General features: G+C 60.6%; 16 protein-coding genes. 13 read left to right on the top strand and 3 right to left on the bottom strand.

The features are described 5' to 3' along the window. The first annotated feature begins 11 nt into the window (after positions 1-11). Together JS46_RS11095 and ptsG are read left to right on the top strand one after the other, a co-directional pair. Positions 12-803 carry a metal-dependent hydrolase gene (locus JS46_RS11095; RefSeq protein ID WP_033750918.1) on the top strand — a complete coding sequence of 264 codons (792 nt, stop codon included), beginning with the start codon at positions 12-14 and terminating at the stop codon, positions 801-803. A 284-nt stretch (positions 804-1,087) separates the two neighbouring features. Continuing rightward, positions 1,088-2,521, top strand: a complete 1,434-nt coding sequence (ptsG, locus tag JS46_RS11090) for a PTS glucose transporter subunit IIBC (RefSeq protein WP_033750915.1) — start codon at positions 1,088-1,090, stop codon at positions 2,519-2,521. 59 nt (positions 2,522-2,580) lie between these two features. Here the strand turns inward: ptsG and JS46_RS11085 are convergent, their stop codons facing one another. Together JS46_RS11085 and JS46_RS11080 are read right to left on the bottom strand one after the other, a co-directional pair. Continuing rightward, positions 2,581-3,720 carry a glycoside hydrolase family 105 protein gene (locus tag JS46_RS11085; RefSeq protein ID WP_033750912.1) on the bottom strand — a complete coding sequence of 380 codons (1,140 nt, stop codon included), beginning with the start codon at positions 3,718-3,720 and terminating at the stop codon, positions 2,581-2,583. A gap of 9 nt (positions 3,721-3,729) precedes the next feature. After that, entirely contained in the window at positions 3,730-5,322 is a 1,593-nt protein-coding gene (locus JS46_RS11080) for an MFS transporter (protein WP_033750909.1), read from the bottom strand. A 353-nt stretch (positions 5,323-5,675) separates the two neighbouring features. Here JS46_RS11080 and hinT point away from each other — a divergent pair, with 353 nt between their 5' ends. From hinT to JS46_RS11040, 8 genes are all read left to right on the top strand, one after another. After that, positions 5,676-6,026, top strand: coding sequence for a purine nucleoside phosphoramidase (gene hinT, locus JS46_RS11075; protein ID WP_033750906.1), 351 nt, complete (start codon positions 5,676-5,678; stop codon positions 6,024-6,026). A gap of 21 nt (positions 6,027-6,047) precedes the next feature. After that, a complete protein-coding gene (locus JS46_RS11070) occupies positions 6,048-6,416 on the top strand; it encodes a YcfL family protein (RefSeq protein ID WP_033750903.1) in 369 nt (122 codons plus the stop codon). A 10-nt stretch (positions 6,417-6,426) separates the two neighbouring features. After that, positions 6,427-7,032 carry a penicillin-binding protein activator LpoB gene (lpoB, locus tag JS46_RS11065; protein ID WP_033750900.1) on the top strand — a complete coding sequence of 202 codons (606 nt, stop codon included), beginning with the start codon at positions 6,427-6,429 and terminating at the stop codon, positions 7,030-7,032. Positions 7,033-7,051: 19 nt separating this feature from the next. Then, the gene (gene thiK / locus JS46_RS11060) at positions 7,052-7,831 is read left to right on the top strand and encodes a thiamine kinase (protein ID WP_081876065.1); all 780 of its coding nucleotides are present in this window, start codon (positions 7,052-7,054) and stop codon (positions 7,829-7,831) included. Between the two features lie 35 nt (positions 7,832-7,866). Continuing rightward, complete coding sequence (gene nagZ / locus JS46_RS11055) at positions 7,867-8,910, top strand: beta-N-acetylhexosaminidase (protein WP_033750897.1); 1,044 nt, start codon at positions 7,867-7,869, stop codon at positions 8,908-8,910. Positions 8,911-8,946: 36 nt separating this feature from the next. Beyond that, positions 8,947-9,489, top strand: coding sequence for an alpha/beta hydrolase YcfP (ycfP, locus tag JS46_RS11050; protein WP_033750895.1), 543 nt, complete (start codon positions 8,947-8,949; stop codon positions 9,487-9,489). Between the two features lie 210 nt (positions 9,490-9,699). Then, entirely contained in the window at positions 9,700-11,004 is a 1,305-nt protein-coding gene (locus JS46_RS11045; RefSeq protein WP_096072946.1) for an NAD(P)/FAD-dependent oxidoreductase, read from the top strand. Positions 11,005-11,297: 293 nt separating this feature from the next. Further along, positions 11,298-11,840 carry a glycine zipper 2TM domain-containing protein gene (locus tag JS46_RS11040; RefSeq protein WP_033750889.1) on the top strand — a complete coding sequence of 181 codons (543 nt, stop codon included), beginning with the start codon at positions 11,298-11,300 and terminating at the stop codon, positions 11,838-11,840. Positions 11,841-11,948: 108 nt separating this feature from the next. On the opposite strand, the gene putA is transcribed toward JS46_RS11040, so the two are convergent. Further along, positions 11,949-15,899 (bottom strand): trifunctional transcriptional regulator/proline dehydrogenase/L-glutamate gamma-semialdehyde dehydrogenase, encoded by a 3,951-nt coding sequence (putA, locus tag JS46_RS11035; protein WP_033750887.1) that lies wholly within the window; start codon positions 15,897-15,899, stop codon positions 11,949-11,951. Positions 15,900-16,351: 452 nt separating this feature from the next. On the opposite strand from putA, the gene putP reads away from it, so the two are divergent. From putP to efeO, 3 genes are all read left to right on the top strand, one after another. After that, a complete protein-coding gene (gene putP / locus JS46_RS11030) occupies positions 16,352-17,836 on the top strand; it encodes a sodium/proline symporter PutP (protein ID WP_033750882.1) in 1,485 nt (494 codons plus the stop codon). A 179-nt stretch (positions 17,837-18,015) separates the two neighbouring features. Further along, on the top strand, positions 18,016-18,849 hold the full coding sequence (efeU, locus tag JS46_RS11025; RefSeq protein WP_033750879.1) for an iron uptake transporter permease EfeU: 834 nt from the start codon (positions 18,016-18,018) through the stop codon (positions 18,847-18,849). A gap of 4 nt (positions 18,850-18,853) precedes the next feature. Further along, the gene (gene efeO, locus JS46_RS11020; RefSeq protein WP_033750876.1) at positions 18,854-19,975 is read left to right on the top strand and encodes an iron uptake system protein EfeO; all 1,122 of its coding nucleotides are present in this window, start codon (positions 18,854-18,856) and stop codon (positions 19,973-19,975) included.

Genomic DNA, 19,975 nt, shown 5'->3' with positions numbered 1-19,975 from the left:
CGAGACACCTTATGTTTATTGTGGATTCACACTGCCATCTTGATGGCCTGGATTATGAAAAGAACCATCGCGACCTCGACGATGTGCTGGCCAAGGCCGCCGCGCGCGACGTGAAGTTTATGCTGGCGATCGCCACCACGCTGCCGGGTTTTCATACCCTGAAGGCGCTGGTGGGCGAGCGTGAAAATATCGCGCTCTCGGTTGGCGTGCACCCGTTGAATCAGGAAGAGCCTTACGACGTCGAGGAGTTTCGTCGTCTGGCCGCCGATCCGCGCGTGGTGGCGCTGGGCGAAACCGGCCTCGACTACTATTATCAACAGGAAACCAAAGCGCAGCAGCAGGCGTCGTTTCGCGAGCATATCCGTACCGGCATCGCGCTGAACAAGCCGATTATCGTGCATACCCGCGACGCGCGCGACGATACGCTGGCGATTCTGCGTGAAGAGCAGGTTGAGCGCTGCGGCGGCGTGCTGCACTGTTTTACTGAGGATCAGGCGACGGCGGCTAAGCTGCTCGATATGGGCTTCTATATCTCCTTTTCCGGTATCGTTACCTTCCGTAACGCCGAACAGCTGCGCGAAGCGGCGCGCTATGTGCCGCTGGATCGCATGCTGGTGGAGACCGACTCTCCCTATCTGGCGCCGGTGCCGTATCGCGGCAAAGAGAACCAGCCTGCCTATACGCGCGACGTGGCGGAATACCTCGCCGTGCTGAAAGGGGTCGATATCGAGACGCTGGCCGCTGCGACCACGCAAAACTTCTCGACGCTTTTCCAGGTGCCGTTAAGCCGACTCGGCGGTTAAGGTTTTATTTCAAAGCCTGTAATAATTCGGTAATACCGACTGATGCCCTGCTTTTTATCGCAGGGCTACGCTTTTATGGGGGCAAAACGGGCGCTGTCAGTCAGAATATACTGATATCAGGGCGAGCCGATCCAGGAAACGTGATAGTCGTCAAAGTAACGCCGGCTTATTTATTTTACCCTTCGTAATAATTAAAAGGCGGTCACCGTCAAACGGGTTGCGGATCCTCCCCCGCGTCCCAGCGCACTGCGCAAAATCGCACTCATACTCAGGAGCTTCAGGCTATGTTCAAGAACGCATTTGCGAACCTGCAAAAGGTCGGTAAATCGCTCATGCTGCCGGTATCGGTTCTGCCGATCGCCGGCATTTTATTAGGTGTTGGTTCGGCAAACTTTAGCTGGCTGCCGGCCGTCGTTTCCCACGTGATGGCGGAAGCGGGCGGTTCGGTGTTTGCTAATATGCCGCTTATCTTCGCTATCGGCGTGGCGCTCGGCTTTACCAACAACGACGGCGTCTCCGCGCTGGCGTCGGTGGTGGCGTACGGCATCATGGTGAAAACCATGGCGGTGGTCGCGCCGCTGGTGCTGCATCTCTCCGCTGAGGAGATTGCTGCGCATCATCTGGCGGATACCGGCGTACTGGGCGGCATTATCGCCGGTGCGATAGCGGCCTATATGTTCAACCGCTTCTACCGTATCAAGCTGCCGGAATATCTCGGCTTCTTCGCCGGTAAGCGCTTTGTGCCGATTATCTCCGGCCTGGCGGCGATCGTGCTGGGCGTGCTGCTCTCCTTTATCTGGCCGCCCATTGGCTCGGCGATTCAGGAGTTCTCGCAGTGGGCAGCCTATCAGAACCCGGTTGTGGCGTTCGGTATCTATGGCGTGGTTGAACGTGCGCTGGTGCCTTTCGGCCTGCACCATATCTGGAACGTGCCTTTCCAGATGCAGATCGGCGAGTTCACCAACGCGGCGGGTCAGGTATTCCACGGCGATATTCCGCGCTATATGGCGGGCGATCCGACTGCGGGCAAACTCTCTGGCGGCTTCCTGTTCAAAATGTACGGCCTGCCGGCGGCGGCAATCGCCATCTGGCATTCGGCGAAGCCTGAAAACCGCGCCAAAGTGGGCGGCATCATGATCTCCGCCGCGCTGACCGCGTTCCTGACCGGCATCACCGAGCCGATCGAGTTTTCGTTTATGTTCGTTGCGCCGATCCTCTACGTGATCCACGCGATTCTGGCCGGTCTGGCGTTCCCGATCTGTATCCTGCTCGGCATGCGTGACGGCACCAGCTTCTCGCACGGCCTGATCGACTTTATCGTACTGAGCGGCAATAGCAGCAAAATCTGGCTCTTCCCAATCGTCGGCATTATCTACGGTCTGGTTTACTACACCATTTTCCGCGTGCTGATTGTGAAGCTGAACCTGAAAACGCCGGGTCGTGAAGAGACCACCACCGAGTCCTCTTCAGCGACCGGCAGCGAAATGGCGGGCAAGCTGGTTTCCGCCTTCGGCGGCAAAGAGAACATCACCAACCTGGATGCCTGTATTACTCGTCTGCGCGTCAGCGTGGCGGACGTCAGCAAGGTTAACCAGAACGAGCTGAAAAACCTCGGCGCCCGTGGCGTGGTGGTGGCAGGCTCTGGCGTTCAGGCGATTTTCGGCACCAAGTCCGATAACCTGAAAACCGATATGGATGAATACATCCGCAGCATGTAATGCGTGATAAGAAAAAAGCCCCGCACAAGCGGGGCTTTTTTTTATCGGCGATCAAGGGATCAGAGATAGACGCGCAGGTATTCCGTCAGGCACAGCAGCGCCATCGCCTGACCGTAGGGCATCGAGGTTAGCGGCACGTTGCGGTAGTAGTCGAGATCGCTGCCCATCGCGGTGCCGAATGAGACCTGTTTCAGCTCGCCATCCTCGTCGATATTGGCGATCACGCCGCGCAGCGCGTTCAGGCCGGTGGGCAGATAATCCGCGCTGAGGTAGCGCTTGCGCACCGCCTTGATAATGCCGTAGGCGAAGCCTGCGGTCGCCGACGCTTCCAGATAGCTATCAGGATCGTCCAGCAGCGTATGCCACAGCCCGCTCGGATGCTGGCAGGCGCGCAGCGCTTTCACCTGGCTCTCCAGCACCTGCAGCAGGAAGCGGCGCGTCGCATGCTGTTCCGGCCAGTTCATCATCTCCAGGAAATCGGGAATAACGATGGTGAGCCAGCTGTTGCCGCGCGCCCAGCGCGCATTGGCGAAATTATGGCGGCCCTCGAAGTTCCAGCCGTGGAACCAGAGCCCGGTCTGGCGATCCATCAGATATTGCGTATGCAGCAGGAACTGATAGCTCGCCTCTTCGATAAACTCCTGCCGATTCAGCAGCTGGCCGATTTTCGCCAGCGCCATCACGCTCATCATCAGCGTATCGTCCCAGAGCTGCTGGTGGTTTTCATTGTTGTAGACGATATGCTGCAGGCCGCCCTGTTCGGTGCGCGGCATCTCATACATCACCCATTCCGCCCAGCGCTCCAGCACCGGCCGCCAGGCGGCGTTGCCGGTCTCTTCGTAGCGATAGGCCAGCGTCAGGAAAGGCGCGACGGTATTCACGTTCTTGGTCGGCGTGCCTTCCTCAAGGCGCGCGGCGAACCAGTCGTCGATAATGCTCAGCGTCTGCTGGTCGCCGGTTTGCTGGTAATAGTGGAGCATGCCGTAGAGGCCGATGCCGTGGGTCCACTCCCAGCCTGCCCAGCCTTTGGTATCAATCACGCGCCCGTCATCGAGGTGCAGCAAAAATTCTCCCGTCTCGTCAGTGATGTTCACCAGGTTTTGCGTCAGCTTGTGAATCAGTTGCAACAGCTCCCGGCGCGGCAGCAGAAATTCTGGTTGGCACAAAAGAGCACTCTGTTTCACAGGAAATACAGTCATGGTTCATTCCTATCGTTTCAAGGTCGTAGTAAGGGAAGAAGCGATCGGACGCGCGGCCTTGAGCGGCTGCGCGGCCGGTTTATGACGGTTAAGGAAGCCGATGTTGTTGTTGCCCCACAGATTCTCATAAGGCATGCCGGCCAGGGTTTCGACGATGTCCCGCGCCTCGGGCGTGATGCGCTCCGGCAGGGCGCGGTCAGCTTCGCGCATCTTCAGCGTCTCTTCGCGCAGCACGGTGTGGGTCTGCAGATTGAGTTTAAAGCGCAGCGAAACCAGGAAGCCGCATGCCAGCACGCACAGCGTACCGAGGCTGAGGATGCCGAGAATGGTATGGCTGACGCCCGGCGGTTGCGTCGCCTGCCCGGAGACGAAGCCGGAGAGCTGCAGCACGATGCCGACCAGCATCACCGCGCCCGCCTGTGAGGCTTTGCGGGTCAGGGTCATAATACCGGCGAAAATCCCCTCGCGGCGCTGACCGGTAATCACCTCGTCGACGTCGGCGATATAGGTGTAGATATTCCAGGGCACATAGTTGATGCCGCCGCGTCCCAGACCAGCCAGCGCGGAGATCAGCAGCAGCAGCGAGAAGCTGTCGTTCATGCCCGCATACCAGAGGCCGGCGTAAGAGAGGGCAGCAATGCCGAACAGCGTGACGACCAGACGGTAGGCTGGTGCCGGCCCCATACGGATGCAGAGCGGGATCATGCCCATCACGGCGACAAACTGCAGCACCGCCATAGTGCCCATCAGGTTGGAAGCGATTTGTGCGCTCTGCATCAGCACGAACACCACATACCAGGTGAAAACGGCGTTAAAGACATCCTGCGCGATATAGCCGCCCAGATACATGCCGAGATGCTGACGGAAAATGCGGATGCGCAGCGTAGAGGCGAGTTCGACATAGAGACGCTTCAGGCTCTGCATCAGCGACAGCTGCCGCTTCTCCTCTTCAGCGCGACGCGACTCCTCGGAGAAATCGCCGGGATCGCGCTCCCAGGTAAAGAGCCAGACCAGCGTCAGCACCAGCGCGCAGATAATGGAAAATACCAGGCTGGCGTAGAAAAAGGAGAGCGGATTATCTTTGCCCAGCGCGCCGATCAAAATGCCCGGCAGGAAGGCGGCAAGAATCGCCGACAGCTGCGCCAGCGCGATACGCGCGCCGGAAAAGCGGGTCTTCTGTTTGAAATCGTCGGTCATCTCCGGCACCAGAGTTTCATAGGGCACCAGAATCATGGTGTAGACCATATCGAACAGCAGATAGGTGGCGAGATACCACCAGAAGCTCATATCGCCGATCCACATCAGGCTGTAGCTGAAGACGCAGGGAATGCCGAGCAGAATAAAGAATTTGCGGCGGCCGAAGCGCTTGCCCAGCCAGGTCGAGCCGAAGTTATCGGTCAGAAAGCCCATCAGCGGGCTGACCACCGCGTCCAGCACGCGTGCGGCGGCAAAGATAAAGGTCGCTTCGATAGGCGTCAGACCGCAGAAGGTGGTATAAAAATAGAGCAGCCAGGCGGCGGTAAGCGCCGTGGTGCCTGCGCCGAGAAAATCCCCGGAGCCGTAAGCCAGATAGTGGCCAAAACCAATTTTACGTGAGCGCATACGGATGCTCCTTTGTAGCCATAGTCATTACATCCCTTGTTATCCGGACCACACACTCGGAATAGATAGAAAGTAGAGCCGCAGCGCGGGGCAAACCTTCGCGATTTCGACAGGCGTCGCCTCTGGCTGGCAATGATGCAAAGAAAAGGGCGGCGTGTTTCTAATTTATGAAACAGCGTTTCATTTTAACTTCGGGCAGGGCAGGAATTTGCGAAGCGGCGCACAGTTAAAAGAAGCGGTGAAAATGGCGCAAAGGCAGGCAGTTAATCGGGGAAAAGTGGTCCTGAGCTTGAAAGAAAACAAATTCCTCACGCATACTGATTGACTGTCCATCAGGCTTAAGGAAATGCACCATGGCTGAAGAAACGATTTTCAGTAAAATCATCCGTCGCGAAATCCCTGCCGACGTGGTGTATCAGGATGAACTGGTCACTGCGTTTCGTGATATCTCTCCCAAAGCGCCGACGCATATTTTGATTGTCCCCAACGTGTTGATCCCCACCGCTAACGACGCGCTGCCCGCCCATGAGCAGGCGCTGGGCCGCCTGTTTACCGTTGCCGCGAAAATTGCGCGCGCCGAAGGCATCGATCAAGACGGCTATCGGCTGATCGTTAACTGCAATCGTCACGGCGGTCAGGAGGTTTATCACATTCATATGCATTTACTCGGCGGACGTCCGCTGGGTCCGATGCTGGCCGACTGATCCTCCATATGGAAGCGAGTTATGCGTCAATGGCTGACAGGCCTGCCGCTCCTGCTGACTCTGGCAGGTTGCAGCAGCGATAAACCGATGATCGACACGTCGCAGTCGCTGGTGATGGAGTCCTCTGTGCTCTCCGCCGGCATCATCACCGACGAGCCGGTGGTAGACGAGCAAGATGGGCAGCAGCGCGCGCGCAGCGTGCTCTATAATCAGCGCGAGACGCCGGTGGTGATCCACTATCGTTATTACTGGTACGACGACAAAGGGCTGGAAATTATGCCGGGCGAACCGGCGCAGCGGGTCACCGTTCCGGCGCACGGCAGCATTGTCGCCGCTTCCCAAATGGGCAACCTGACGGCCAGCAAGGTTCGTCTTTACCTTTATCTCTGAGGATTGTTAAGTGATTCGCCGACTCCCTCGTTCCGGAGCGCTCCTGATGGCGCTCATTCTTTCCGGCTGCGTAATTAAACAGCAGCAGCCTGCGCCCGTTGAACCGACGCAGCCCGCCGAGCCTACTCAGCCGCAGCCCGTGCCGCAGCCGCAGCCCGTGCCAGAGCCGACGCAGCCTGTGCCGCAGCCGCCGAAGCTGAAAACCATTAACTGGGACGCCAGCGTGCAGCCGCTGGTGGCGCAGATGCTGCGTTCCGCCAACGGCGTCACGCCGGGCAGCGTGCTGATGGTCGATCGCATTAAAAACAGCACCAACGGCGCGTTGCAAAGCGAAAAAGCCACCGACGCGATTCAAAACGCGCTGGCCAACAACGGCAAGTTTACGCTGGTGACCAACGATCAGCTGGCGCAGGCCAAGCAGACGCTGGGCCTGTCGCCGGACGACAGCCTGAACTCGCGCAGCAAAGCGATTGGCCTGGCCCGCACGCTGAACGCGCAGTATGTGCTCTACAGCACCGCGCAGGGCGACGTGAAAACCCCGACGCTGCAGATGCAGCTGATGCTGGTGCAGACCGGCGAGATCGTCTGGTCAGGCAAAGGTGTCGCCCAGAATTGATCCCTTGCTGCTGGCGCGCATAGAAAAACGGCTGCCGGGCATCGCGCTGGAGAGGGCTGCGCCGCTGCAGGGGCTCACCGGCCACAGCAGTAAACTGGAAAGCGGGCAGGGCGCGTTTGTCGCGCGCCCTGCGCCGCAGCCGCCGATCCCCTTTGTCGATCGCCAGCGCGAAGCCCGCCTGCTGCGCAAACTGCATCCCAGCGGCCTGACGCCGCGTCTGTTGCTCGGCGATGCGCAGCAGCTGCTGCTGCCGTGGCGCGCGGGCGAACCGCTGTCGCCGCAGACGTTTCACCAGCGGCGCGACGAGGTAGTGGCGCTGCTGCTGCGGCTGCATCGCCAGCCGCCGACGGGCTACCGCCTGCAGCTGCTGCCGCTGCTGCGGCGCTACTGGCAGCTGTGCCGACAGCGGCATCTGGGCTGGCAGCGCGCCCTGCGTCAGCTGGCGCGTGCGGGCGAACCCGCGCCGCTGCGGCTGGCGCCGCTGCATATGGATGTCCATGCCGGCAACCTGATCGCGGATGCGGAAGGGCTGCACCTGATCGACTGGGAGTACGCCGCCGATGGCGACGTGGCGCTGGAGCTGGCGGCGCTGTGCGCCGCCGAACCCGAGCGGGCAGAGAGCTGGCTGGCGGCCTATGCCGAGGCGGCGCGCCTGCCATCAGCGGCGCTGGCGCGGCAGGTTGCGCGCTGGCAGCCCTGGCTGCGGCTGCTGATGGCCAGCTGGTATCAGCTGCGCGCCGAGCAGAGCGACGATGCGGAGCTGCGTCAGCTGGCGCGACAGAGCTGGCAAACCCTTTAATTCGCGCGGCGAAAGCGCCGCGTCAGGAACTGATTATGACGACACAACTTCCCGGCCCGCTGATTCTGGATGTCGAAGGTTTTGAACTGGACGCCGAAGAGCGCGAGATCCTGCGGCATCCTACCGTCGGCGGCGTGATCCTCTTCGCGCGCAACTACCACGATCCGGCGCAGCTGGCTGAACTGGTGCGCCAGATCCGCAGCGCGTCGCGCTCGCGGCTGGTGGTAGCGGTCGACCAGGAGGGCGGACGCGTCCAGCGCTTCCGCGACGGTTTCACCACGCTGCCCGCGATGCAGTCTTTCGCGGCGCTGCACGATGCAGAAAGCGGCGGCGAGCTGGCGCAGCAGGCAGGGTGGCAGATGGCGGCGGAGATGATCGCCATGGATATCGACATCAGCTTCGCGCCGGTGCTGGACCTCGGCCATATCAGCGCGGCGATCGGCGACCGCTCCTTCCATGAGGATCCGCAGATTGCGCTGGCGATGGCGCGCCGCTTTATCGCCGGCATGCATGAAGCGGGCATGAAAACCACCGGCAAGCATTTTCCCGGCCACGGCGCGGTCAGCGCCGACTCGCACAAAGAGACGCCGCGCGACCCGCGCGATCTGGAGACGCTGCGTCGTCACGACATGGCGATTTTCCAGGCGCTGTTCGACGAGGGCGCGCTGGATGCGGTCATGCCGGCGCACGTTATCTATACTGAGGTGGATCCGCTGCCCGCCAGCGGTTCGCCCTACTGGCTGAAGAGGGTGCTGCGGGAAGAGCTGGGCTTTGACGGCGTTATCTTCTCTGACGATCTCTCGATGGAGGGCGCCGCCATCATGGGCAGCTACGCAGAGCGCGCGCAACAGTCGCTGTCGGCCGGGTGCGACATGATCCTGGTCTGCAACCATCGCGCAGGCGCGATCAGCGTGCTGGATAATTTGATCGCGATCGGCGCCGAACGCGTGCCGCGGCTGTACCATCGGGGAACCTTTACCCGCCAGAGCCTGCAGCAGAGCGCGCGCTGGAAGCAGAACGCGCAGCAGCTGAGCAACCTGCAGGCGCGCTGGCTGGAACACAAAGCGTCAGGGAAGTAATCTCTCCTCCCGGCGCGCACAACGCTGAGGAGTGTCATGATTATCTATCTGCACGGTTTCGATTCCAACAGTCCGGGCAACCATGAAAAGGTGCTGCAGCTGCAGTTTATCGATCCTGACGTCAGGATGATCGGCTACAGCACCCGCCACCCTAAACACGATATGCAGTTCCTGCTGAAAGAGACCGACAAGCTGCTGACGCGCGGCGGCGGCGCCCAGCCGCTGATATGCGGCGTCGGGCTAGGCGGTTACTGGGCGGAGCGCATTGGCTTTCTCTGCGGCATTCGCCAGGCGATTTTCAATCCCAATCTCTTTCCCTTCGAAAATATGGAGGGAAAAATCGACCGGCCGGAAGAGTATCTCGACATCGCCACCAAATGCGTCAGCGACTTTCGCGAAAAGAACCGCGATCGCTGCCTGGTGTTTCTGTCGCGCCGCGACGAGGCGTTAGATAGCCAGCGCAGCGCAGAGACGCTGCACCCTTTCTACGAAATTGTCTGGGATGAGCAAGAAGGCCATAAGTTCAGGAACCTCTCCCCGCATCTTCAGCGAATTAACGCTTTTAAAACATTAGGTTAAGCATGCGGGCGCCAGCCGGGCGCCCGCGCGTTTTGCGTATTAATCTGAGTTATCCGCCGAGTAATTGATGTAAATCAATTTTGGTATGACCATCTTCCCTGCCCATGCTATTCTGCCTTCAGCAGCGATTTTAACTTCGCCAACCCTATGTTTATTAAGGTTTAATTTAACCATTGATTAACTATTGGTTCACATTTTGAGGGGGTCTTGTTGACTACATCCATGAAAAAAATCGTTATTGTCGGTGGCGGCGCGGGCGGGCTGGAGATGGCAACGCAGCTGGGTCACAAGCTGGGCCGCAAGAAAAAGGCCGAGATTATTCTGGTAGATCGCAACCACAGCCACCTGTGGAAGCCGCTGCTGCACGAAGTGGCGACCGGATCGATGGACGAAGGCATCGATGCGTTGAGCTATCTGGCGCATGCGCGCAATCACGGCTTTCAGTTCCAGCTCGGCTCGCTGACCAATATCAATCGCGAGCGCAAAACCATTGAGCTGGCGGAGATGCGCGACGACAACGGCGAAGTGCTGGTGCCGCAGCGCGAGGTGGCCTACGACACGCTGGTGATGGCGCTCGGCAGCACCTCGAACGATTTCGGCACGCCGGGCGTGAAAGATCACTGCATCTTCCTCGACAACCCGCACCAGGCGCAGCGTTTCCACAATGAGATGCTGAACCAGTTCCTGAAATTCTCCGCCAGCGAAGGCCGGCTGGAGAAGGTCAATATCGCTATCGTCGGCGGCGGGGCGACCGGCGTCGAGCTGTCAGCCGAGCTGCACAACGCGGTCAAGCAGCTGCACAGCTACGGCTATAAAGGTTTGAGCAGCGAAGCGCTCAACGTCACGCTGGTGGAAGCGGGCGAGCGTATTCTGCCTGCGCTGCCGCCGCGCATCTCTGCCGCGGCGCACAGCGAGCTGACCAAGCTGGGCGTGCGCGTGCTGACGCAAACCATGGTGACCAGCGCCGATAAAAACGGTCTGCACACCAAAGGCGGCGAATTTATCGAGGCGGATCTGATGGTATGGGCGGCGGGTATTAAAGCGCCGGACTTCCTGAAAGAGATTGGCGGGCTGGAGACCAACCGCATCAACCAGCTGGTGGTGAAAGAGACGCTGCAAACCACGCTGGACGACGATATCTACGCCATCGGCGACTGCGCCTCCTGCGCGCTGCCGTCGGGCGGCTTCGTGCCGCCGCGCGCCCAGTCGGCGCACCAGATGGCATCGCGCGCGATGGAGAATATCCTCGCCCAGCGTAGCGGCAAGCCGCTGAAAGCCTATGTCTATAAAGATCACGGTTCGCTGGTGTCGCTGTCGCGCTTCAGTACCGTGGGCAGCCTGATGGGCAACCTGATGCGCGGCTCCATGATGGTAGAGGGCCGCATCGCGCGCTTTGTCTACATCTCTTTATATCGTATGCATCAGATTGCGCTCCACGGCTATTTCAAGACCGGCCTGATGATGCTGGTAGGCAGCCTTAACCGCGTGATCCGTCCGCGCCTCAAGCTGCACTAATGATTTCCAGGCGGCGCAAGCCGCCTTTTCCCCTTTCCGTCGTTGGTTAAGCTCCTGAGACATAACGCAAATTAATCTAAACTCTGCGGTTCATTCTGCTCAGAACTCTCCGAAAAGCTGGTCCTGATCCGCTTCCGGTGCGTTTTCCTCCATTAATCTGATGTTGCAATTTCGGGCCATCTGCAAAACTTCCTGCAACGATACGGCGGGTCGTGCACGCCGTTCTGTGCCATAGCGACAGGGGACATCGTCGCGGCACGCATGCACGGTAACAACTTCAGGAGGACAATCCTGTGAATAAATCAATGTTAGCGGGTATCGGTATCGGCGTTGCAGCAGCTTTGGGTGTGGCCGCCGTTGCCAGCATGGATGTCTTTGACCGTGGTCCGCAGTATGCGCAGGTGCTTTCAGCGACGCCAATCAAAGAGAGCATTAAGCAGCCGCGTCAGGAATGTCGCAACGTGACGCTGACCCACCGTCGCGCGGTACAGGATGAGAACCGCATCGCCGGTTCGGTGCTGGGCGCGGTCGCGGGCGGCGTGCTGGGTCATCAGTTCGGCGGCGGACGGGGACGCGATGTAGCGACGGTCGCAGGCGCGCTGGCGGGCGGCTACGCCGGCAACCAGGTGCAGGGCGGTTTGCAGGATCGCGACACCTACACCACCTCAGAGCAGCGCTGCAAAACGGTATACGATAAGCAAGAAAAGATGCTGGGTTATGACGTGACCTATAAAATAGGCGACCAGCAGGGCAAAATCCGCATGGAAAACGACCCTGGCACCCGCATCCCGCTGGACCGTAACGGCCAGCTCATCCTGAACAGCAATCAGGCTTAACTGGGCAAAGATTCCCACACAGCACACACATAGTAAAAAGGCACATCTTACGATGTGCCTTTTTTTTAGCTTTGCACTTTATGCCGGCTTATCCGCCGGCGAGATTAATCAACCGATGGTCATCAGGCTGGCGTTGCCGCCGGCCGCCGCGGTGTTGACGCTCAGCGAGCGCTCAATCAGCAGACGCTCCAGCAGCAGCTGTGTATCGCCGCGGGCGAAGCCCTGCACCGACACAATCGCGCCGTCGCGCGCCGCGATCTGCTCGCACAGCGTGCGCAGCTGATCGGCGTCGCCGTGGTAGATCACCGCGTCGAAATGGGTGGCGAACAGATCTTTCGCCAGCGCGATGCGCGCCTGTACCGCCTGTGGCAGCGCCTGGCGCAGCTTGCGGTGCAGCTCATCGTCCGGCCAGAGCGCCTGACTGCCGACGCTGGTCACCGCCGCCAGCTGCACCAGCGCGTCCTGCTCGTTATCGGCGAGGCAAAGCACGCGTTCGCGCGGCAGCAGCGAGAAGGTGTTGCGCTCGCCGGTCGGACCGGTCAGCAGCCGCACGGTGCCCGCCTGCGCCAGCGTGGCGTAGCGCTGACAGATCGCGGCCAGTTCCGGCTTGTCCTGCTGCGCCCAGGCCGCCAGGGCTTTATGCGGCTCCAGCAGCGCCTCGCGCAGCGTGCCGTCCGCTGGACGCTCGGCGTCCTGGCGATCAAAGGTGGCGCTCAGCGCCGTTTCCGGGCGGCTGGAGAGCAGGCGGTAGAGATAGAGCGGGCCGCCCGCTTTCGGGCCGGTGCCGGAGAGTCCTTCGCCGCCGAACGGCTGCACGCCGACCACGGCGCCCACCATATTGCGGTTAACGTAGAGGTTGCCGACTTTAGCGCTGGCGGTGACCTGCGCGATGGTTTCATCGATGCGGGTATGTACGCCCAGCGTCAGGCCGTAGCCGCCGGCGTTGATCTGGTCGATCAGCTGCGGCAGCGCATTGCGCGCGAAGCGCACCACGTGCAGCACCGGGCCGAAGATCTCTTTATCGAGATCGCTGACCTGATCGAGCTCGATCAGCGTCGGCTTGATAAAGGTGCCGCTTTGCCACTCCGCGCGATCCTGCGGATGCTCCTGCACCGCCTGGTAGACGGCATTGCCTTTGTTGCGCATCGCCTGGATATGACGCTCGATATTGGCCTTCGCCTCGGCGTCGATCACCGGGCCGATATCGGTAGAGAGACGCTCTGGATTGCCCATGCGGCATTCGGCCATCGCGCCGCGCAGCATTTTCAGGGTGTGATCCGCCACATCCTCCTGGATGCAGAGCAGACGCAGCGCCGAACAGCGCTGTCCGGCGCTGTCGAACGCCGAGGCGAGGATATCCACCACCACCTGTTCGGTCAGCGCGGAAGAGTCGACGATCATCGCGTTAAGCCCGCCGGTTTCGGCGATAAGCGGCGTCGGACGGCCCTGGGGATCGAGGCGGCCGGCCAGGTTGCGCTGCAGCAGCGTCGCTACCGCGGTAGAGCCGGTAAACATCACGCCGCGCACGCGCGCGTCGCGCGTCAGCTGCGCGCCGACGGTTTCGCCGTCGCCCGGCAGCAGTTGCAGCACGCCCGCAGGCACGCCGGCATCCAGCAGAATGCGCACCGCCTGCGCGGCGATCAGCGGAGTCTGCTCAGCCGGCTTGGCCAGCACGCTATTGCCCGCCGCCAGCGCGGCCGCGATCTGGCCGGTAAAGATCGCCAGCGGGAAGTTCCACGGGCTGATACAGACCACCGGGCCAAGTGGACGATGCGTTTCATTGTCGAAATCGTCACGCACCATACCGGCGTAGTAGCGCAGGAAATCGACCGCTTCGCGCACTTCGGCGATGGCGTTGTTATAGGTTTTGCCCGCTTCGCGCACCAGGATACCGATCAGCTGCTGCATGCCGTCTTCCATATACTGCGCGGCGCGATCGAGGATCGCCGCGCGCTCGTCCGGCGGCGTCGCGAACCAGATTGGACCGGCGTTCACCGCCGCATCCAGCGCCAGCGATACTTCCGCTTCGCTGGCTTCACGCACCTGACCGACGATATCGCCCGGCGCGGCCGGATTGATTACCGGACGGATTTCGCCGTCGCCCAGCTCGCCGTCGATAATCGGCTGCGCCAACCAGGGCTGCGCGGCGCTGCTCAGCAGGGCGCTGGAGAGCGATGCCAGACGATGTTCGTTGGCCATATCGATGCCCGCCGAGTTGCTGCGTCCCGCGCCGTAGAGATCGCGCGGCAGCGGGATCTTCGGATGCGGCAGGCCAATCGCCCCTTCGCTCGCGCCCAGTTTTTCCACTGCCGCCACCGGATCGGCCACCAGCTCGTCAATCGGCAGCGAGGTATCGGCGATACGGTTAACGAAAGAGGTATTGGCGCCGTTTTCCAGCAGGCGACGCACCAGGTAGGCGAGCAGGGTTTCATGGGTGCCCACCGGCGCATAGATACGGCACGGACGATTGAGCTTACCGTCCGCCACTTTGCCGACCACCTGCTCGTAGAGCGGTTCGCCCATGCCGTGCAGGCACTGGAACTCATACTGGCCCGGATAGTAGTTATTGCCCGCCAGCTGGTAGATGGCCGCCAGCGTATGGGCATTGTGCGTAGCGAACTGCGGATAGATCAGGTTCGGCACCGCCAGCAGCTTGCGCGCGCAGGCGAGATAGGAGATATCGGTGTAGACCTTGCGGGTATAGACCGGATAACCTTCGAGACCTTCCACCTGGGCGCGTTTGATTTCGCTGTCCCAGTAGGCGCCTTTCACCAGGCGGATCATCAGGCGGCGGCGACTGCGCTGCGCCAGATCGATCAGCGAGTCGATGACGAACGGGCAACGCTTCATATAGGCCTGGATCACGAAGCCGATGCCGTTCCAGCCCTCCAGCTCCGGCTCAAAGCAGAGCTTCTCCAGCAGATCGAGCGACAGCTCGAGGCGATCCGCCTCTTCGGCGTCGATATTGATGCCGATGTCGTAAGAGCGCGCCAGCAGCGTCAGGGATTTCAGAATAGGGTAGAGCTCCTCCATCACGCGATCGTACTGCGCGCGGCTGTAGCGCGGGTGCAGGGCGGAAAGCTTGATCGAGATGCCGGGGCCTTCATAAATGCCGCGTCCGTTAGAGGCTTTGCCGATAGCGTGGATCGCCTGCTGGTAGGAGACCAGGTAGGCTTTGGCGTCGCTGGCGGTCAGCGCCGCTTCGCCCAGCATATCGTAGGAGTAGCGGAAGCCTTTCTCTTCCAGCTTGCGCGCGTTCGCCAGCGCCTCGGCGATGGTTTCGCCGGTAACAAACTGTTCGCCCATCAGGCGCATCGCCATATCGACGCCTTTGCGCACCAGCGGCTCGCCGCTCTTGCCGATAATGCGGTTCAGCGAGCGCGACAGATTGGCTTCGTTGTGCGTGGAGACCAGACGTCCGGTAAACAGCAGACCCCAGGTGGCGGCGTTAACGAACAGAGAAGGGCTGCGGCCCAGATGCGACTGCCAGTTGCCGTTGCTGATTTTGTCGCGGATCAGCGCGTCGCGCGTCGGCTTATCGGGAATACGCAACAGCGCTTCCGCCAGGCACATCAGCGCCACGCCCTCCTGAGAGGAGAGCGAGAACTCCTGCAGCAGGCTTTGCACCATGCCGGCGCGTCCGGTTGCCCCTTTCTGGTGCCGCAGCTTGTCGGCGAGGCTGTAGGCGAGCTGATGCGTTTTCTCCGCCAGCGCCGCCGGCAGACGCGCCTGCTCCAGCAGCATCGGCACCGCGTCGGTCTCGGGGCGACGCCAGGCGGCGGTGATCGCGGCGCGCGCCACAGACTGCGGCAGAATATGCTCGGCGAAATCGAGGAACGGCTGATGCGTCTCTTCCGGGGCGATCTCTTCCTGCTCTACCTGCGCGCCCGCCGTCATGGGGAGCTCCGGCAGGGCGTCGCCGCTCTCCAGCTGGCCGAGGTAGTTGAAAATCGCCTGCTTAATCAGCCAGTGCGGCGTGCGGTCAACCTTCTGCGCCGCCAGTTTAATGCGTTCGCGGGTGGCCTCATCCAGCTTCACCCCCATCGTTGTCGTGCCCATGACCTGTCTGCTCCTGTCTTTAGCTCTCATACTGCGTGGCCAGCACTATCTCTGATGTTGCAACTTTGTGCAACCGTGTTAAGTGTGACCTGCTTAACAGCCTTTTTAATGATTAATTTGTTAACGCTCGAAAAGGCGGCATGGAACTTGCTGCAAGAATCTCGCCACAATTGCGCGGCGCTAACTTACTGCACTGTAGGCGGTTTACCGGGGTGCAACTGTGGAACTGTGAGCAAGTGCAACCTGTTAACAAAATTTAGTGATTAACAGGTGAAATCGCTGTAATGCCTGTGTTAAATCCATTGTGCGCATCGCGCCTTTCCGGCAGGATACCGCGCCTCAGGAAAGAGCAGGCGCCTGAATCTGGAAAAAAACCTGTGGCCCCGTCCCGTTCCGACGCGGCCACAGCGTGCGGTTTCTCTCGGGAAATCAACTATAAAGTGGAGAGACGAATGAGTGTAAGCACACCGATGCTGGTGACTTTTTTAATTTATATCCTTGGGATGGTGCTGATAGGCTTCATCGCTTACCGTTCTACCAAAAACTTCGACGATTACATTCTGGGCGGCCGCAGTCTGGGCAGTTTTGTGACCGCGCTGTCGGCGGGCGCCTCTGATATGAGCGGCTGGCTGCTGATGGGGCTGCCGGGCGCGATTTTTCTCTCCGGCATTTCGGAAAGCTGGATCGCCATCGGTCTGACGATCGGCGCCTGGCTGAACTGGAAGATCGTAGCGGGGCGTCTGCGCGTGCAAACCGAGCACCATGACAACGCCCTGACGCTGCCCGATTTCTTCACCAGCCGCTTCGAAGATAAAAGCAAAATCCTGCGCGTTATCTCTGCGCTGGTGATCCTGATCTTCTTCACCATCTATTGCGCCTCGGGCGTAGTGGCGGGCGCGCGCCTGTTTGAAAGCACCTTTGGCATGAGCTATGAAACCGCGCTGTGGGCCGGTGCGGCGGCGACCATCCTTTATACGCTGGTGGGCGGCTTCCTTGCGGTGAGCTGGACCGATACCGTGCAGGCAACCCTGATGATTTTCGCGCTGATCCTGACGCCGGTGATCGTGATTGTCGCCGTTGGCGGACTGGACGACTCGCTGGCGGTCATTGAGGCGAAAAGCATCGAAAACCTCAATATGCTGAAAGGGCTCGATTTCGTCGCGGTGATTTCGCTGCTGGGCTGGGGACTGGGCTATTTTGGTCAGCCGCACATCCTGGCGCGCTTTATGGCGGCGGATTCGCATCGCTCGATCCGCACCGCGCGCCGCATCGGCATGGCCTGGATGGTGCTCTGCCTGGCAGGCGCGGTGGCGGTCGGCTTCTTCGGCATCGCCTACTTCCAGAACCACCCGGAGCAGGCGGCGAACGTCAGCGGCAACGGCGAGCGTGTCTTTATCGAGCTGGCGCGCATTCTGTTCAATCCGTGGATCGCCGGCATTCTGCTCTCGGCCATCCTGGCGGCGGTGATGTCGACCCTCAGCTGTCAGCTGCTGGTCTGCTCCAGCGCGCTGACCGAAGATCTCTATAAAGGCTTCCTGCGCAAAAACGCCAGCCAGAAAGAGCTGGTGTGGTTTGGCCGCGCCATGGTGCTGCTGGTGGCGCTGATCGCCATCGCGCTTGCCTCGAACCCGGATAACCGCGTGCTGGGGCTGGTAAGCTACGCCTGGGCCGGTTTCGGCGCCGCCTTTGGTCCGGTGGTACTGTTCGGCGTCTGCTGGAAACGCATGACACGCAACGGCGCGCTGGCGGGCATGGTGATCGGCGCGGCGACGGTGCTGATCTGGAAACAGTATGGCTGGCTGGGCCTGTATGAAATCATTCCGGGCTTCGCCTTCTCCAGCATCGCCATTGTGCTCTTCAGCCTGCTGGGTCGCGAGCCGTCCGCCGCTGCGCAGCAGCGTTTCGACGCGGCCGAAGCGGAATACCTGACCAAATAATTCATTACAACATACAAGCCCGCTTCCCGTAGGGGAGCGGGCTTTTTTGCGTCTTCAGCTGGAGAAATAATTTCGCTGCATTACTTGTTTTTTCCTGCGCGATAATGATAATCGGTATCGTTCGCATTTTACCTAACTTTACCTGCGATTGACGCTGCTTAACATTCAAGAGGTCGGCGATGTTTGTTCCCTTTCTTATCATGCTGCGCGAAGGCCTGGAAGCGGCGCTGATCGTCAGCCTGATCGCCAGCTATCTGAAGCGTACCGGCCGTACCCGCTGGTTTCCCGCGCTGTGGGCGGGCGTGTTTATCGCGGCGGCGCTCTGCCTCGCGCTCGGCATTATCATCAACCAGACCACCGGCGAATTCCCGCAGAAGCAGCAGGAGCTGTTCGAGGGCATCGTGGCCGTGGTCGCGGTGGCGATCCTGACCTCGATGGTGTTCTGGATGCGCAAAGTGGCGCGCAATATGCGCGCGCAGCTTGAACAGGCGGTCGATCAGGCGCTGAATCAGAGCGGACGCGGCGGGCTGGCGCTGGTGCTGATGGTGTTTCTCGCCGTGGCGCGCGAAGGGCTGGAGTCGGTGTTCTTTCTGCTGGCGGCTTTTACCCAGGATGTCGGCTACGCGCCGCCTGTGGGCGCCGTGCTCGGGCTGGCGACGGCGGTAGTGCTGGGCATGCTGCTCTACTGGGGCGGCGTACGCCTGAATATGGCGCACTTCTTCCGCTGGAGCAGCCTGTTTATTCTGTTCGTCGCCGCCGGGCTGGCGGCGGGCGCTGTGCGCGCCTTTCATGAGGCGGGCCTGTGGAACCATTTTCAGACGGTCGCATTCGACCTGAGCAACGTGCTCTCCACTCATTCGCTGGCGGGCACGCTGCTTGAGGGCGTGCTGGGCTATCAGGAGACGCCGAGCGTCAGCGAAGTGGCGGCCTATTTTCTCTATCTTATTCCGGCGCTGCTGCTGTTTTTACTGCCGGCGCGACCGGCGCGCCAACTCTCGACTAAACAGGGATAACTCTATGATGATTCGCTTTCGCCGCAAAACCCTGCTGGCTTCGCTGCTGGCGCTAACGGGAACCGCTGCGGCCGCCGATATTCCGCAGGTCGCCGTCAGCGTGACGGATACCCAGTGCGAACCGATGCAGCTGACGGTCAAGCCAGGCAAAACCCAGTTTCTGATCAAGAACAACAGTCAGAAAGCGCTGGAGTGGGAGATTTTGAAAGGCGTGCTGGTAGTGGAAGAGCGCGAAAATATCGCGCCGGGCTTCAGCCAGAAGCTCACCGCTAACCTTGAGCCGGGCGAGTATGAGATGACCTGCGGCCTGCTGAGCAATCCGAAAGGCAAACTCATCGTGCAGGGCGAGGCGTCGCCAGCCGCAAAAGCGGGCAAACCCGACGTGCTGGCATTGGCCGGTCCCATCACCGCCTATAAAGCCTACGTGACGCAGGAAGTAACGCAGCTGGTGGCGAGCACCGAAGCCTTTACCCATGCGGTGAAAGCGGGCGATATCGAGAAAGCGAGAGCGCTCTATGCGCCGACCCGCCAGCACTACGAGCGTATCGAGCCTATCGCCGAGCTTTTCTCCGATCTTGACGGCAGCATCGACGCGCGCGAAGACGATTACGAGAAGAAAGCGGAAGATCCGAAATTCACCGGCTTCCACCGCCTGGAGAAAGCGCTGTTCAGCGATAACAGCACCAAAGGCATGGAGGGCTACGCCACCCAGCTCAACCGCGACGTGCAGGATCTGCAGACCCGCATCAGCGAGCTGGCGTTCCCGCCGGTGAAAGTGGTCGGCGGCGCGGCCGGGCTGATCGAAGAGGTCGCCTCCAGTAAAATCTCCGGCGAAGAGGATCGCTACAGCCGCACCGACCTGTGGGATTTCCAGGCGAACATCGACGGCGCGCAAAAGATTGTCGATCTGCTGCGTCCGCAGCTGCAGCAGGCGAATCCGCAGCTGCTGGCGAAAGTCGACGGTAACTTCAAAAAAGTCGACGCCATTCTGGGCAAGTATCGCGAGGGAGAGGGCTTCGCCTCCTACGAAAAACTCACCAGCGCGGATCGCAATGCGCTGAAAGGTCCGGTTACCGCGCTGGCGGAAGATCTCTCTTTACTGCGCGGTACCTTAGGTCTCGATTGA

This window comes from Pantoea sp. NGS-ED-1003 (assembly GCF_000738765.1).
Lineage (GTDB): Bacteria > Pseudomonadota > Gammaproteobacteria > Enterobacterales > Enterobacteriaceae > Pantoea > Pantoea septica.
Note: the sequence above shows the minus strand (reverse complement) of the source record. Positions and strands in the feature narration are given on the sequence as shown.